Genomic DNA, 16,485 nt, shown 5'->3' on the forward strand with positions numbered 1-16,485 from the left:
CCATTGGAGAGCAAAAACAAAAACGGCACTGCGCATGCGCCATCGCGCGGGCTGGAATATCCGGCTCCGCAGCTCAAAACAGTGCTCATCGAACGTAACATGAACTTAACAATCTGTGCACGAATCTGTCGCATTCCTGAATTTCAGTCAGCTTGCATCCAGCTTGTATGATGTCGGGTTATCCCCCTGACCCCGCCGGTGCCCGTTGTGAACAGTTCTCCCCGCCGTCCCCATGTCAGCCAGGTCCAGAAGGGACTTACGCCGCATGCCCGCATCCGCAACGTGATCGCGGTCGGTTCGGGCAAGGGCGGCGTCGGCAAGTCCACCACCTCGGTGAACCTGGCCGTGGCGCTGCAGCAGCTCGGTGCGCGCGTGGGCGTGCTCGATGCGGACATCTACGGGCCGAGCGTGCCGGCCATGCTGGGCCTGTCCGGTCGCCCGGAAAGCCCGGACAACAAGAGCATCGAGCCGTTGCGTGCCTTTGGCGTGGACACCATGTCGATCGGCTACCTGATCGAAGAGGACACGCCGATGATCTGGCGGGGCCCGATGGCCACCTCGGCGATGACCCAGCTGTTCAACGACACCCTGTGGGACGACCTGGATTTCCTGCTGATCGACCTGCCGCCGGGCACCGGTGACATCCAGCTGACCCTGACCCAGAAGATTCCGCTGGCCGGTGCGGTGATCGTCACCACGCCGCAGGACATCGCCACGCTGGACGCGAAGAAAGCGCTGAAGATGTTCGAGAAGGTCGAGGTGCCGGTGCTGGGCATCGTCGAGAACATGGCGGTGCACACCTGCAGCAGTTGCGGGCACATCGAGCACCTGTTCGGCGAGGGCGGCGGCGAGCGCATGGCCGCGCAGTACGGCGTGCCGCTGCTGGGCTCTCTGCCCCTGCAGATCGGCATCCGTGAACAGGGCGATGCAGGCACCCCGATCACCGTCGCCCAGCCGGATTCGGCGCCGGCCCAGGCCTACCGACATGCCGCACAGCGCCTGATCGAGGAAGTGGGCAGGCGCCCGCGGGCTTCGATCCCGATCCTGTCGTCGCTGCTGTAAGGGCCGGGGCAGGGGCCGCCGGCCGAGGCCGGGCCCCTGCTAGAATCCTCGCGCCCCCTCGTACCCCCAGGACAAAGCATGAGCATCAAGAGTGACCGTTGGATCCGCCGCATGTCCGAGCAGCACGGCATGATCGAGCCGTTCGAGGCCGGGCAGGTGAAGCAGGCCAACGGCCAGCGCATCGTCAGCTATGGCACGTCCAGCTATGGCTATGACGTGCGCTGCTCGCGCGAGTTCAAGGTGTTCACCAACATCAACTCGACGATCGTCGATCCCAAGCACTTCGACTCGGGCAGCTTCGTCGACATCACCGCCGACGAATGCATCATCCCGCCGAACAGCTTCGCGCTGGCGCGTACCGTCGAGTACTTCCGCATCCCGCGCGATACCCTGGTGGTGTGCCTGGGCAAGAGCACCTACGCGCGCTGCGGCATCATCGTCAACGTGACGCCGCTGGAGCCGGAATGGGAAGGCCACGTCACCCTGGAATTCAGCAACACCACGCCGCTGCCGGCGCGCATCTACGCCAACGAAGGCGTGGCACAGATGCTGTTCTTCCAGGCGGCCGCCGATGACGTCTGCGAGACGTCCTACCGCGACCGTGGCGGCAAGTACCAGGGCCAGACCGGCGTGACCCTGCCGCGGACCTGACGATTGCAGGCGATTTGTAGAGCCGAGCCATGCTCGGCTGCCCTGCATTGAAGCCGAGCATGGCTCGGCTCTACATGAGGGAAGGCGGCGCAATGCGCCGCCTTCCTTATTTGCCGCGACCGAACAGCATCGCGATGCCGACACCAACCAGGGCCACCGGCCACCAGGTCAACAGCAGCTTGGACAGGTTCAGGTGCGTCCAGCCGAGATTGCTGGCGAGCATGAACAGGCCGATCAGGATCAGCAGGACGGCGGCAACGAGGTTGAATCGCATCGGGTCGGCGAAGGCTCAGGACTGGGCCGGATATCCTAGCCGTTCCTTCCAGTAGGCGACATGCTGGTCCAGCGCCGCCGGCTCGTAGCGGTGCGCCGGGCCACTGCCCCAGACCGGGCCCGGCCAGGCCGGATCACCGTCATGGCGGCCGATGACATGGAAGTGCAGCTGGCGCACGATGTTGCCCAGCGCCCCGATGTTGATCTTCTCCACCCCGTCTGCGCCCTTCAGGGCCTTGCAGGCGCGGTTGAGCTCGGTGCGCAGCTTGTCCTGCTGCTCGCCGTCCAGCTCGATCCACTCGGTCACCCCGGCCAGGCGCGGTACCAGCACCAGCCAGGGGAATCGTTCGTCGTTCATCAGCCGCACTTGCGACAACGGTCCTTCCGCCACCAGCACGCTATCGGTGGCCAGGCGTGAATCGAGTTCGAATTCGCTCATCCAAGATGCTCCGAGAAGAAGTCCAGGGTGCGTTGCAGCGCCAGGGCGGCGCTGTCTGGATCATACGCATGTCCGACCTCCCGGTTGAAGGCGTGATCGGCCGGATAGACGTAGGTGGCCATCTGCGGCAGCTTCTCGCGGTGGGCCTGGACCGCTTCCGGCGGGATGCTGCGGTCCTGGGCGCCGAAGTGGAAGATCACCGGGGCCTTGGGAGCCTCGTCGAGGAACTGCACGTTGCGCGCACCGTAGTAGCTGACCGACGGCAGCCCCAGGCGCAGTGCGGACAGCATCGCCACCGTGCCGCCCCAGCAGTAGCCGACGGTGCCGACCTTGCCGTAGGGCGCCAGTCGGGTGGCCGCCGCGCGCACGACCTCCAGCGCCCGTTCCATGCCCAGCGCGCCGACCCGTTCCAGGCCCTGCTTCACGCCCTCGGCGTCGTAGGGCAGCGCATCCGGGTCGGCGTCGGGGCCGTCGACCAGGTCGAAGAACGAGGGCGCCAGCACCGCATAGCCTTCGGCTGCGAAGCGCTCGGCCACGCTGCGGATGTGCGGATTGGCGCCGAAGATTTCCTGCACCACCACCAGGCCGCCGCGCGCGGTGCCGTCCGGCAGGGCCTGCCAGGCCCGTACCGGGCCGTGATGCGTATCCAGGGTGATCCACTCGGCCATCGTCATCTTCCTCGTTGCTGGGAACAGAGCTGCATTGTCGGCGCTGCGCCGGTTAGCGCGGCGTCAGCGGCTGTGCCGGATCGGGCGGCTGCGGGTTTGCGGCAGTGCGTTCCCAAGGCGGTGCAGAGGGCTGTTTCTGCATTGACCGGTGCACACCCGCAGCCTAAGCTTTCAGCCACGATGACATACAAGCCTCCGGCGCGAGCCGGGGGCTTTTTTGTTGTCCGCGTGTTGCGGGTCGCAACGCGCAACCGGTGGCTGTGACGGGCCAGCCACGATGACCCACTGCAGGCAGCCCCGAGCCTGATCACCCCGAACCCCAGCCGCCGCAAGGCGGCTTTTTCATTTCCAGGAGATTCAACACCATGTCCATCAATCAAGCCATTTCCGCCCAGGACTCCGCGCTGTACGTGAAGGCCGGTACCGCCCCGACCGCGCCGAACAATCCGGCCGGCTATACCGAAATCGACGGCCTGACCGCCTTCCCGTTCGGCCGCGGCCAGGCCAACACCCTTGATGCCACCAACCTGCGTTCGAAGCAGATGGAGAACATCGCGGGTCTGTCCGGCGGCCAGGCCGTGCAGGTGTCCGGCCACCGCTGGCCGGTCGGCAGCTCGGCAGGCCAGGAGATCCTGCGCGACGCCGATCCGGATGCCGACCTGCACTTCCTGATGGTGCTGCCCACCGGCGATGCCGCTACCTTCGTCGCCAAGGTCGCCGCCTTCAACGTGGCCCCGGGCACCAACCAGGTGCTGACGTTCACTGCGGACCTGCTGCCGCGTGAGTTCGCGCTGGTAACCGTGGCCGCTGGCGGCACCCCGTGATGCTGCTGGGCAAGCAGCAGATCCTGGACGCGCAGGATCGCCGGCACGAGGACGTCGCCGTACCCGAATGGGGCGGCAGCGTGCGCGTGGCGATGATGTCGGCGCGTGACCGTGATCGCTGGGAGCAGGAGACCTATGGCGGTGACACGCCCAAGGTGGATGACTTCCGCGCGCGATTCGTCGGCCTGTGCCTGGTCGATGAAATGGGCGAGCGCCTGTTCTCCGACCACGAGGTGGCCCAGCTGGGCACGAAATCGGCCGCGGCGCTGGATCGCGTGTTCCGTGTCGCGCAGACGCTCAATGCGCTCGGCGATGCGGCCGTGGGAGAGCTGGAAAAAAACTGATCCGCCGGCCTGAGCGCCGGCTTCAGTTCCGGATCGCGTGGAGGCTGGGCCTCCCGCATCCGGACCACCTGCTGGCGGGAGTGACCTCCCGCCAGCTCTCGGAGATGTATGCGTTCGCACGCCTGGAGCCGTTGGACCAGCCCCTGCAGGGGATGCTCGCCCAGCTGACCAGTGTGCTGGCGCAGGTGCACGGCAATACGACCACTGCCGACGACTTCCTGCTGGTGCGACCGCGTGCGTCGCCGGAGAGGGCGGCAAAGGAGCGCTCGCAGCAGCTGCTGGAACTGTTCGGCAGCGCATCGCGGCGCAACGCTGCGGCGTGATTCCGGGCGGGGCAGGGCATTGCTTCTCCGATGCGTGGCATGCAATCGAACCTGGGGCCCTGCGGGGCCCCTCATCATTCTTGGAGGAACGCGTATGGCGTCCACTAACCAGAATCTAGACGTAGTACTGCGGGTCAACACGACGGGCTTCCGTACCGCAATGGCGGAGGCCAGCCGCCTGGCAACGCAGAATCTCAAGACACTGCGCGCGGAGGCCGAGCGGACGGCCGCCGCGCTGGCGCGCGTGCATGCGGCACCGGAGGGCGCAACGGGCAAGGCCGCGACAAAGGCAAAGGCCAACGTCGGCGGCGATGTGCTCGGCAGCGGCTTGAAGGAGCTTGGTAGCGGCCTGCTGACGGCCGCCGGTGGCCCATGGGGCATCGCCATCGCGTCGGTGCAGAAGCTGGGCGAAGCGTACCTGGACATGGTCAAGGCGTCCGAACGTGCGCGCAGCGAGTACAAGGAGCAGATGCAGTCGCTGCAGCAGATGTCGTTCTCGATGGACCAGGCCGGCCTGGGCATGGGCGCGGGCACGCTGCCCCTGGAGCAGGCGGTCGCCACGCTGCATGAGCAGGCCAGGGCGCTGCGCGAGCTGGAGGCACGCGAGAAGGCGCTGCAGGGCTCGGTCGTCCATTGGGAAGGCCGAGTGAGTCATGGCCAGCGATCGGGACGGGAAGGGGCGGGCCTGAGTGCAGCCTCGGACTACGCCGAGCTGGAGAAGGCCAGGGCGAACCTGGAAGCGTTCCAGGCGGAGGTCGCGCCGGTCCAGGAGAAGTTCCGGGGCCTGAAAGAAACGATCAGGGGCGCCCTCGACGAGAAGCTGTTCAATGCGATTGCCGCGGCCATCCAGAACGTGGACAACCAGACGCTTGACCAGCTCATCGCGTCTCTGGGTGCGACGCAATGGAACGCATTGAAGGCGACCGATGCCTTCAACGGCATGCTGGGCGCCATGCGCGGAGAGGCGTGGCGGGACGAGGTCGAGTGGATCCGGCTGACCCGTGGCGAGTACGCGGCCTGGATGGCTGAACGCGGCGCGGAGATCAACGCAAGGGGCGGCCCGGACAAGATGGACCCGGCCCAGCGCGCAGAGTTCAACAGGGATGCCGCGCGCAAGAAGGCCGACATCGAACGCAAGGCCCAGTTCCGCGAACAGCAGCAGGCCGCCCAACAGTCGGTCAGGGGCGTGCACGAGCAGGCTGATGCGTACGCCGGGCTGATGGATCGCATCGAGAAGCAGATCGCCCAGGACCGGGTGCGGCAGAAGCTGAAGGAGGGGATGACAGAGGCGGAAAAGCTGCAGGTCACCCTCCTTGACGAGATGGAGCATGCCGAGAAGAAGCTCAGCGAGCAGAAGGAACTGCGGGTGAAGGCCTCGCTGGACGCCGCGGTGGCCCTGGCCAAGGAAGCGGCAGCCGCTGAAGCGTCGAAGAAGGCCCAGCAGGATCTGCTGAAGCTGCAGCGGGAGCTCCAGCAGGCGGCGCATGCACAGCAGCGCGGCAACGACCAGGCGCTGTTCGGCATCGGCCATGGCGCAGCGAGCGTGGATCGCATGCAACGCCGTTCCGCTCTGGATGAGGATCGGGACAATCGAAAGCGCGCGCTGGACGACGAGTCGCGTGGTGAGGATGGCAAGGTCATCGAGTCGGAGCGCTACAGAGCCCGGCTGGCCGAGCTCGATGCATTCCATGAACAGTCACTGCAACGCGAGGCAGAGTTCCAGGAGAACAAGAAGGCATACCAGTCCGATTGGAAGAACGGCGCAATGCGGGCGTTCGAGGACTATGCCGATGCCGCGGCCAATGCCGCCGAGTTGAGCCACGGCGTCTTCAGTAATGCATTGGGCGGGTTGGAAGACAGTCTGGTCAAGTTTGCCCAGACCGGAAAGCTGTCCTTCTCCGACCTCGCCGACTCGATCATCGCCGATCTGGCGCGCGTGGCAGCCAAACAGATGGTCAGTGGGCTGATCAGTTCGATCGGGCAGATGTTCGGACCGAAGATCACCGGCTTTTCCATCGGCGGCTATACAGGCCCAGGGGGCAAGTACGAGCCGGCCGGCATCGTCCACAAGGGCGAGGGCGTGCTCAGCCAGGAAGACATGGCTGCGCTCGGCGGCCCATCGGCATTCTTCGCCCTGCGCACTTCGCTGCGAACCGGCAATGGCCTGTCCGGTGGTGATAGCGGGGGTTATGTGCAGGTACCGATCGCCCGTGCCGGCGAGGGTGGGATGAATGTGGAAATCAACAACTACGGCGAAAGCCGGGTCAACACCCGGGAAGAGCGGCAGCGCATGCCCGATGGCAGCGAAGTACGGCGGCTGGTGATCGACATCGTGGGCGACAGCCTCAACGGTGGTGAGCTGGGCGCCATTGGACGGGCCCGATACGGATGGACGGAGGCAGTGGGATGAGCAGTTGGCCAGAATATGCAGAAATCCGCTTTGCGGATTACGGCGAGGAGATCGTCGCTTCGGAAGAGCGGACCGAGATGGAGCGCGGCCCCAGCAAGATGCGCGCGCTCAACAGCCGGGTGATGAAGAACGTGTACGCCTCGGTGCAGTTCCGCACCGCGGCTGACGCCGAGGCATTCGAAGCGTGGTACCTGCACGATGTCGGTCGCGTCGGCTGGTTCACGATGGAGCACCCGCGGACCGGGCAGCCGATCAGCGCCCGCTTCCCGCAGGGCATCGGCCGCCTGGTGCCACTGAACACCCGGTTCCGCTTCTCCAAGCGCGATCTTGTACTGGAGTACATGCGATGAGTTCCTTCCATGAGCGCCGCCAGCGCCTGGCCGACACCCAGGGACCGCTGATGCTGTTGGAAGTGTCGGCGCCGTCGATGCCGGAGGTGTTGCGGATCGTCAACGACAACGTCAACTGGACCAGCAACGGCAAGGAGTTCATTGCCGCACCGTTCGGCTTCCAGCTTCCCGACGATGTCAGTGGACAGGCACCGCGCGCGCAGCTGGTGATCGACAACATCGGCCGCGCACTCACCGAGGACCTGGAAGGGCTTGCCCCCGGAGAGATGGTGACCGCACGGTTGATGCTGACCGATCGCGCCGATCCGGATGCCATCGAGGCCGAGTACGACCTGCCGATGACCCAGGTGTCGGTCAACACGCGCACGGTCAGTGCCCAGTGTGGTGTCGACTTCCTGATGCGCCAGCAGGCTGTGCTGCTGCATGCCAATCCGTTCACGCTGCCGGGAATCTTCTGATGCGCCTGGTCGACGTCGAGCGATGGGTGGGCATCCCCTATGACGAAGCAGCGTGCGACTGCGCCGACCTGGTGATGCAGGTGCAGCGGGCGCTGTTCGCCCGTGAAGTGGCACTGCCCGGACGCCGGCCGCGCGGGCGGCGCGGCTCGGCCGAGCTGGGCGCATTGTCGCGCGCGCAGGCGGTACCTCGCGAGGGCCCTCCACAGGACGGCGACCTGGTACTGATGATCGAACGCGGACAACACAACCCCGGCCACGCCGGGGTTTTCTTTTTCCTGGCTCATGAGGGCTGGGTCTTGCACAGCAACGAAACGAACGGCTGCAGCGTGCTGCACCGCGTTCGTGACCTGCCCGGATTTGGGCTGAGGATCGAGGGATACTACGCATGGAACTGACACCACAACCGGCGGTCGACGGCCGCCTCATCATCACCCCGCACCCGGTGCTGCTGGATGGCCAGCGCAACGTGCCGGTCGAACTGCGCCCGGGTGAAAGCCTGTACGCATTCCTCATGCGCCATGTAGACGGGCTCGATGGCCGCGCATGGCAGGTCTGCGTTGACGGGCTGGAGGTGCCGCGCGAGCAGTGGATGCACACGCGACCGCGCCATGGCCAGTTGATCGAAGTGCGCAGCGTGGTGGGCAAGGCGGTGATTCCGCTGGTGGCGATGATCGCGCTGACCTATTTCACCTTCGGCATCGGCACGCTGGTGGCCGGTTCCGCGTGGGGCGCAGGCGCCGTTGCGGGGCTCAGCGCCACCTACGGCACCGCGCTGGCGTCGGCGGTCTATGTTGCCGGCAGCGTGCTGATCAACAAGGTGCTGGGCCCGAAGCCTCCCCGTGCAGGTGGCGGTGGCGGTGTCGCCGACACGGCGTATTCCCTGGCAGCGCCGCGCAACCGTGTGCGCGCCTATGAACCGCTGGGCCTGCTGTTCGGTTCCACGCGCCTCGCTCCGGACCTGATCAGCCGCCCCTATACCTGGTTCGAGGGCGATGAGCAGTACGTCGGCCTGACCCTCAGCCCGGGCATCAACGTTGGCCGGGTGGAGGCCCTGCAGAACGGTGATTCGGCGCTGTCCAGCTACGAAGGCGTGCGCACCTGGTTCCGCGGCTTCCCGCAGATGCCCGACGAAGCGATTCCGCTGTACAGCAACGCGGATGTGATTGAAGGCGCGCAGCTGCTCGATACCGGCAGCGATGCCAAGCACGTGGCCAGCCCGTGGGTGGAGCGCACCAGCTCCGCTGACTCTCTGCGCCTGCAGGTGAACATCGAGTTCCGGCTGTGGGATACCACGTCCAAGGGCAAGGACAAGGACAACCGCGAGCAGATCCAGATCCAGTACCGGCCGGTCGGCTCCGATGCCTGGCAGTCGTTCGGCAATTACAGCGTCGTGGGACGCACGCAGAAGGCGCGCCGCGTCAGCTACGGCCGCGACGTGGAGCTGGGCCAGTACGACGTGCGCGTACGCGTGGCCGGGCAGAACACCGATGGCAGTGGCGCGCAGGCGAATTTCACCTGGACCACGCTGGTCAGCGTGCAGCGCGACGACGCCAGCCATGCCGGCATTCCTGCCATCGGCCTGCAGATGAAGGCGTCCGGCCAGCTCAATGGCACCCCGGATGAGATCCGCTGCGTGGCTCATGCGCGACCGATTCCGGTGTGGAAGGGTGAAGCGGCCGGCTGGGTGACCGAGGAAACCAGCAACCCGGGCGCACAGATCCTGGCCTACGCGCGTGGCATCCATGATGAGAACGGCAAGCGCATCGCCGGCCTGGGCATGGCCGACCGGCGCATCGATATCGAAAGCCTGAAAGCCTTCATGCTGCACTGCGCGGACAACGCGCTGGGCTACGACTACTGGCTGACCGAGGTGCGCAGCCACCAGGCAGTGCTCGACGCCATCGCGCTGGCCGGCTTCGGCCAGGTGACCTGGGCCAAGGGCCGGCTGGGCGTGGCCTGGGCGGCCGATGAGCAGCCCCTGTCCGGCGTGGTCAACATGGCCACGATCAAGAAGGGCCAGTTCCAGGTCGATTACACCCTGGCCAACGCTGCCGACGGCATCGAGTACAGCTACCTGGACCGCCGCACCTGGAAGGCGGCGACGCTGCGCGTGCCGGCGCCGGGCGTGGAGGTGATGCTCAATCCGGCCAAGATCACCGGTGAGGGCGTCAGCTCCGAAGCCCATGCCGCGATGCTGGCGCGTTGGCATCTGGCGCAGAGCGTCTATCAATACAAGTCGATCAGCTACAGCACCGACATCGAGCACCTGGCCTACTCGCGGTTGTCGGTGCTGGCGTTGCAGCACGACCTTACCCAGTGGGGCTTCGGTGGCCGCCTGATCGATGCCGCCGTCGACGCTGCAGGCGTTGCCACGCTGCAACTGGACGAGACGGTCCCGGCACCTTCGCTGGGCAGTGCGTTCATCGGCCTGCGTATTCCAGGCGAGCGTGTCTACCGCGTACTGCGCGTGGTTCCGGGCGCTGAGCCAAGTGACAGGCTGGTGCTGGCCGATCCGTGGCCGGCAGATGCACCGCTGCCGGGCCACAACGACGGCAATCCTGCACACGACACGATCTGGATCTACGACTTCAAGCAGACGCCGGGTACCCGCGTGCGCGTGACCGGCATCCGCCCGGAAGGTGACCTGAAGGGCGCCGCTGTGGAGGTGGTGCAGGAGGGGCCCGAGTTCTGGCACTACGTGCGGACCGGGCAGTATGTGCCGCCGTCGAATGAATCCTCGCTGCAGACCCGGCCGGTGGCCAGCAATCTGAAGGTGGTCGAGCGCCAGGTCAGCCGGGGTGGCAGCGTGCATACCGAACTGCAGGCCAGCTTCGATATCAGTGGACCCACCGGCGAAACGCGGGTCCTGTCCGATCCAGACGGCAATGCCGCGCTGGAGGAAGTGGCACGCACCAGCACGCGATCAGCGAGCTGGGCGATTCCCGGAGCGGGTACCTATCCGGTGGTCGTTCGTCCGTACAGCCCCGATGGCCGTGCCGGCGTTGCCGTGTCCACCCAGTACACCACGCTGGGTGCCGATGCGCCGCCGGTCCTGGTCGATCTGTTCGACATCGAAGAGCTCAGCGGTGGCGTGCGCCGGTATGTGTGGGGCTTCTCCGGCGACACCGTGCAGTCGGCTGATTTCGCCGGCGTGGAAATCCGCTATACCGCCGGCAGTATCGACAACCCGCTGTGGGAGCACATGACCCCGCTGGGCGATGCCGGTGGCTTCTTCACCTCCGCAATCGAAGCCGTATTGCCAGAGGCGGGCAGCTGGACGTTTGCGTGCCGCAGTCGCAACACCGCTGGCGTGCTGTCCGTCGGTGCCCGCTACCTGCGACGCTCGCTGGGGCGCAATACCGGGCAGACGCTGGAGGGAATCGGCGGTGTGGTCGAATCGGTCAAGCAGGACCTGGGCAAGGAAATCAACGCCCGCATCGACAGCGACCTGGCCGCCGCCACCCGTACAGCCGAGGCGCTGCGTAGCGAATCGCTGCGCCTGCAGGACCAGATCACCGCCAGCGCCCAACGACTTGCCGGCCAGGCCGAACGGCTGGACCAGCAGGCGCAGGCGCTCAAGGCGAACACCGATGGCCTGGCGCGCGAAGTGCTGGACCGTGCTGCCGGCGATCTGAATACCCGCACCGAGCTGACCACGGCGGTGACCCGCGAAACCAGCGAGCGCCGGTCGGATGTGGAGAACCTGACCCGCATGGTGAGCCAGCTGTCGGCAGGCAGTGGCGTGCAGTTCGACAGCAAGCGCATCTGGTACTTCGACAGCAGCGTGGAAGGTTGGGGCGCGAATGGCGGCAGTCCAACGCTGGTGGAGGGCTGGCTGCGCCCGGCCAACCATGCCAGCGACGCCTTCGTGACGAGCCCGCGCGGCCAGGATGTCCAGGGCGCGGCGCACCGCTTCGTCAAGCTGCGCATCCGCAAGGTGGGCAGTCCTGCCTGGGACGGGCGCCTGCTGTGGAATGGTCCCGGCCAGTCGTGGGACAACGCACGCATGGTGCAGTTCGCGGAGCCAAGCTATGACAGCAACGGCATCGCGACGCTGGACGTGGACAACATTCCATGGAACGGGACCATCGTCGACCAGATCCGCCTGGATCTGTCCAAGGCGCAGACCGATGCCGACTACTTCCTGCTGGACTGGGTGGCGATCGGTCGCCCGACGCCGGGTGCGTCGGTGGCCATGCTGCAGGACGAAGCCACTGCACGCGTCGCAGCAGACAGCAGCGAAGCGGGCCGGCGCGAGTCGCTGGCCGTGCAGTTGCGCGGCAGCTACGAGGGCGGTGACCTGGCAGGGGTCAGCCAGGGCCTGATCGCGGCCGAGAAGACCGCACGGCTGAGTGGCGACCAGGTCAACGCGCAGTCGATCCAGGCACTCCAGGCACGGATGCCGGCAGGCACCGGCGCGCTGGCCACCAGTGCCAGTGTCAGCAGCCTGCAGCAGGCGATGGTGACCGCTGACACCGCGCTGGGGCGGCGCGTGGACAGCCTCGATGCCACGATGGGGGACAAGATCGGATCCAGCGCCTTCAATGCGTTGAAGACCGAAGTCGGGCAGCTCGATGGCCGGGTTACCAGCAGCAGCCAGGACCTGGTGCAGCTGAAGAGTCGCATGGAAGCGGTGATGGGCGCGGGCAGCAACCTCGCGCTCAATGGCGACTTCAACCTGGGCGCTGGCACCGGCTGGACGTTCTTCAACACCACCGCAGCATCGGTGGTGCGCGAGGGCCGCGGCAACAGCCTGTGCTGGAAGGCGGAGCCCTATGCGGGCGGAAGCAATACGGTGGTCAGCGCCGCGGTCAATGAGGGGCGCGTCATCACCCTGACCGCCGGCCGTCGCTATCGGGTGTCGTGCTGGACGCGGACCAGCGAGGACTTCGACGGCACCGCCGACAATACCAAGCTGCGCGTCGCCGACCACAACGGCAACCTGATGGGCGGCGCCACGCAGTCGTTCCCGAAATCGGCGGACTGGGTCAAGACCGAGACCTTCGTGACGTTGCCGCCTACCGGCACGGTGCAGGGCATCAAGGTCACGATCAATCGCAATGGCACGGCCGGCACGTTGTGGCTGGACGATCTGTGGGTGGAGGATGTGACCGATGTCGACGCGAACGCTGCGGCGGTCAGTGGCCTGTCGACCAGGGTGGAACAGATCGATGGCAAGCTGAGCAGTGCCGCCGAGGACGTCACCCGGCTGGCCTCGGGCATCGGCAACATGGTGGCCTACAACATCATCGCCAACGCACATATCCTCGCCTGGCCCACCGGTGGCCCCCGAGCATCGGGTGTGTACCGTGCCAACGGCAGCATCGTGCCGGGCATGGGCGCCAACCGGGGGCTGCGGGTGGGCATCATCAATGCGGACAACAGCATCACCGATACGGCGGTGTTCGATACCCATGGCAATCTGCAGAGCGAGTCGGCCCGCTTCAACACCTGGTACGACCAGACGCTGAAGGACAACCAGTACTTCATTGCCTATACGTCCGATGCAGTGGGGGCGATCAGTAGTGCCAGCAACAGCGACACCAGTGGCCTGCGCACCCGCCTGCTGGACGCGGGCCTGTCACAGGAAAACCTGGCGGCCCTGTCGGGGTCGCGGATGCTGGTGATGATCGGGCGGCGCAGGAGTGGTGCCGGCGGTGGCAGGCAGATCCTGTCGCCCTTGCCGGAGACCGGCCGTACTGGCATGTGGGTGGAAATGACCGTCACCGTGCTCAATGGCGTGCCGACCGGATCGCAGGATTCGTCGATGCTCGATCGTACGGCGCGGAGCAATGCGGACGCCTTGACCGGGCTGCGCACCGACGTCAGCAAGCTCGGTACCGACCTGGTGTCCGCCGCCGACAGCCTGACCAGCCTGACCGCGCGGGTCGACACCTCGGTGACCAGCAGCGACAACGTGCTGCGCAACAGTAACTTTGCTGGCAGTGCCGCCTGGTGGACGCTGACCCGTACCGTGTCGGCCAACACCGTGGAGTGGGTGAAGGCATCGGGCCAGAGTGGTGATGCGTTGCTGATGACGCATGGGCCGCAGGCCGGGCAGAACCCCTTCATCACGGCCAATGACGCGCGGTGGTTGCCGGTGGTTGCGGGGCGGTCGCGCCGGTACCGACTGGTGATGGTGGCTCGCGCCTTTGATGAAGCCACGGCGACCCTGGTCTGCCGGTTGCGCGTGCGAACCACGGGTACAGGCGAAAGCCATGCCGACGTGACGCTGAACCTGTCCGATGCGTCCTGGAAAACCTACACGGCCGAATGGTCTGCCGCGCAGGATCGCAACGAGATCATGCCGCAGGTGCATCTGACCAACGCCGGCGGCAAGGTGCTGTTCGACCGGATCGAGTTCTACGACATCACCGATGCGCAGGACATCGCCGGCAACGCGACGGCCATCGCCAACCTGCGCAGCGACGTGGTGCAGCTGGGCGATCGTGTCACCAGCAGTGCGTCCAGTGTGCTCAAGCTGCAGTCGGACGTGCAGTCGGTCCTCAATGGCAGCGACAGCCTGTTCCCGCTGGGTGCGTTCGAAACGTTCCAGGATGGCCAGCTGCTGGGCAGTGCGGCGGGCACGATCTACACCGTCCGCGCCGATGCTCGCCGGACCGGTGAGCGCGGTCTGGATGTGAACGTTGCGGCCAACACCAGTCCGAACACCAATGCGGACCTGTACCTCGGGCAGTGGACCCCCATCACCGGCAATCGCCGCATCTATGTGGAGTACTACGCCCGCCTGCATCCGGACAGTATCCAGCCGACTGGTGGTTCCATCCGGGTGGGCTGGCAGACCACCAACGAAGCCAACGCGGAGAATTCGTGGCCCTTGCAGGCTTACGCACTGGCCTCGCTGCGCAAGGATGGCTGGACCAAGGTCAGCGGCTACCTGAACACCGCCGCGTCTGCGGCGAAGTGGCGGATGCTGGTCAGCATTCCGGGAGGAAGTGGTGCGCGCGAAGTGGGCGTGCGCGTGCAGGTGGACGACATCCGCATGATCGATGTCACCGACGCCTACGCCGCGCAGCAGAGCGCCGCTGCCACGGCCACCGCGGTGACCGCGCTGACCACCAAAGTCGATCAGCAGGGCACGAAGGTCGACGCGCAGGCGCAGCAGCTCACAGACCTGTCCAGCGGGCTGAAGGGCGTGCTCAACACCGGAAGCGGCCTGCTGCCCAATCCCGACTTCGCCGAAGGGCTGGGGGGGTGGGCGGCATCGGCGGCGGCCAATGGGGCGGTGTGGAGTACGGTCAACGGCGACGGACGCCCAGGTGTGCTGCTCAACCGCTACACGAACGTGAATCCGACCCTGCAGGCCAACGGTGGCAAATGGGTGCCGATCAACGGCGCGCGCCGCCTGCGGGTGATCGTCCGCGCCTGCGGTGCTGGCGGCGCCAACAATCTGCTGGTGCGGATATATCGCAAGAATGCGGCAGGCCAGCAGTCCTACCAGGATCTGCGTGCCGTGTTCGCGGTGGAGGCGTTCGAGACCCGATCGTTCGACTTCGATGCCTTCAACAGCGGCATCGATGCCTGGCGCTTGAACCTCTATGTTCATCCCGACAACGGTCAGGTGCGGGTGGACAGCGTCCAGGTCTATGACATCACCGACCAGGTGGCCAACGATGCCAATGCCTCGGCCATCACGGGGCTGAGCACCTCGGTAAGCCAGCAGGGCACCAAGCTGGACACCACCGCGCGTGACCTGACCCAGCTCAAGACCCAGGTGGGCGATGTATCGGCCAGCGGCTTCTCGCAGCTGAACAGCCAGGTCAGCCAGCAGGGTACGCAACTGACCGCGCTGTCCGGGCGGATCGATGGCGTGCAGGCCTCACTGGGTGGCAAGGCGGATGCAGCCGTGGTCACCAGCATGCAGGCGCAGGTCAAGAATCTGGGCGCCGGTGGCAACCTGCTGATGAACACCACGTTCCCCTTCTGGCAGCGCTCGGGGTGGGGCTGGGGCAGTAATCCGAACGGGCGGTGGACCGAACTGGGCAACCCCACCGGCGATGACAACTGGCATCCGCAGGGGATCTTCGGGCTGGGCGCGGTGACGCCCGGCGTCGTCGCAGCAGGCGAAATGGCATGGTGGGGAACCGAGTACGACATCGCCATCGAAGGCGGCAAGACCTATTGCGCGTCCGCCTGGATCAATACCCATCGCGTGGAAGCCAAGCTGGAGATGACGTTCTTCGATGCGGCCGGCAATCACCTGGGGCTGGTGCACAGCCCGGGCGTGAGGAGCGATACCGGAACCCCGATCACGCTCGACCGCTTGACGCGCACGTTCCTGATCACCAAGGCGCCCGCCACGGCGACCTTCGCTCGCTTTCGCGTGATCGTGATCGGCACCGGTGGAAACACGCCCTATTTCTGGATGTTCCGCCCGATGCTCAGCCAGGTGGACGCGGCAGCAACCGCCCCGCCCACCTGGTCGGCCGGAGGCACCGAGTCTTCCGCGCAGTGGTCGGTCAACGTCCGTGCAGATGGCCGGGTAGGGGGCGTGCAACTGGCGTCCAGCGGCCAGGTCTCGCGTTTCGATGTGGTGGCCGACGCGTTCAGTGTCAGTGCCCCCGGTGGCGGGCGTCGTACCGAGTACAGCGATGGCAACTGGCGGGTCTATGACGAAGCCGGACGCCTGCGCGTGCGCATGGGCGTGTGGTGACCCGTGCAC

General features: G+C 66.2%; 13 protein-coding genes. 10 read left to right on the forward strand and 3 right to left on the reverse strand.

The genetic code is table 11. From position 1 onward, the window contains the following. The first annotated feature begins 207 nt into the window (after positions 1-207). Together apbC and dcd are read left to right on the forward strand one after the other, a co-directional pair. The gene (gene apbC / locus ACUVWL_RS02565) at positions 208-1,062 is read left to right on the forward strand and encodes an iron-sulfur cluster carrier protein ApbC (protein ID WP_014647911.1); all 855 of its coding nucleotides are present in this window, start codon (positions 208-210) and stop codon (positions 1,060-1,062) included. A 78-nt stretch (positions 1,063-1,140) separates the two neighbouring features. After that, positions 1,141-1,713 (forward strand): dCTP deaminase, encoded by a 573-nt coding sequence (gene dcd / locus ACUVWL_RS02570; protein WP_014037995.1) that lies wholly within the window; start codon positions 1,141-1,143, stop codon positions 1,711-1,713. Between the two features lie 106 nt (positions 1,714-1,819). Here dcd and ACUVWL_RS02575 read toward each other — a convergent pair whose 3' ends face one another. Genes ACUVWL_RS02575 through ACUVWL_RS02585 form a run of 3 tightly spaced genes read right to left on the reverse strand, consistent with a single transcriptional unit; the run spans position 1,820 to position 3,093 of the window. After that, complete coding sequence (locus ACUVWL_RS02575) at positions 1,820-1,987, reverse strand: LiaI-LiaF-like domain-containing protein (protein ID WP_005418011.1); 168 nt, start codon at positions 1,985-1,987, stop codon at positions 1,820-1,822. A gap of 15 nt (positions 1,988-2,002) precedes the next feature. Further along, positions 2,003-2,425 (reverse strand): HIT domain-containing protein, encoded by a 423-nt coding sequence (locus ACUVWL_RS02580; protein WP_014647910.1) that lies wholly within the window; start codon positions 2,423-2,425, stop codon positions 2,003-2,005. Beyond that, positions 2,422-3,093: a dienelactone hydrolase family protein gene (locus ACUVWL_RS02585; RefSeq protein WP_032957503.1), complete on the reverse strand. Its 672-nt coding sequence runs from the start codon at positions 3,091-3,093 to the stop codon at positions 2,422-2,424. The genes ACUVWL_RS02580 and ACUVWL_RS02585 overlap by 4 nt, the downstream gene beginning before the upstream one ends. 365 nt (positions 3,094-3,458) lie before the next feature. Here ACUVWL_RS02585 and ACUVWL_RS02590 point away from each other — a divergent pair, with 365 nt between their 5' ends. From ACUVWL_RS02590 to ACUVWL_RS02625, 8 genes are all read left to right on the forward strand, one after another. Continuing rightward, complete coding sequence (locus ACUVWL_RS02590) at positions 3,459-3,917, forward strand: hypothetical protein (RefSeq protein WP_014037992.1); 459 nt, start codon at positions 3,459-3,461, stop codon at positions 3,915-3,917. Continuing rightward, positions 3,917-4,261: a hypothetical protein gene (locus tag ACUVWL_RS02595; RefSeq protein WP_014647908.1), complete on the forward strand. Its 345-nt coding sequence runs from the start codon at positions 3,917-3,919 to the stop codon at positions 4,259-4,261. The genes ACUVWL_RS02590 and ACUVWL_RS02595 overlap by 1 nt, the downstream gene beginning before the upstream one ends. Before the next feature lie 80 nt (positions 4,262-4,341). Continuing rightward, positions 4,342-4,584: a phage tail assembly protein T gene (locus ACUVWL_RS02600; protein WP_227864145.1), complete on the forward strand. Its 243-nt coding sequence runs from the start codon at positions 4,342-4,344 to the stop codon at positions 4,582-4,584. Positions 4,585-4,678: 94 nt separating this feature from the next. Further along, positions 4,679-6,994 (forward strand): phage tail tape measure protein, encoded by a 2,316-nt coding sequence (locus tag ACUVWL_RS02605; protein ID WP_262224502.1) that lies wholly within the window; start codon positions 4,679-4,681, stop codon positions 6,992-6,994. After that, entirely contained in the window at positions 6,991-7,344 is a 354-nt protein-coding gene (locus tag ACUVWL_RS02610) for a hypothetical protein (RefSeq protein ID WP_014647906.1), read from the forward strand. Before ACUVWL_RS02605 ends, ACUVWL_RS02610 begins: the two co-directional genes overlap by 4 nt. Beyond that, a complete protein-coding gene (locus ACUVWL_RS02615) occupies positions 7,341-7,802 on the forward strand; it encodes a DUF1833 family protein (protein WP_014647905.1) in 462 nt (153 codons plus the stop codon). The genes ACUVWL_RS02610 and ACUVWL_RS02615 overlap by 4 nt, the downstream gene beginning before the upstream one ends. Next, a complete protein-coding gene (locus ACUVWL_RS02620; protein WP_014647904.1) occupies positions 7,802-8,197 on the forward strand; it encodes a hypothetical protein in 396 nt (131 codons plus the stop codon). The genes ACUVWL_RS02615 and ACUVWL_RS02620 overlap by 1 nt, the downstream gene beginning before the upstream one ends. After that, entirely contained in the window at positions 8,188-16,476 is an 8,289-nt protein-coding gene (locus ACUVWL_RS02625; RefSeq protein WP_445978790.1) for a host specificity factor TipJ family phage tail protein, read from the forward strand. The genes ACUVWL_RS02620 and ACUVWL_RS02625 overlap by 10 nt, the downstream gene beginning before the upstream one ends. The last annotated feature ends 9 nt before the right edge of the window (positions 16,477-16,485 follow it).

The organism is Stenotrophomonas muris (assembly GCF_052751275.1).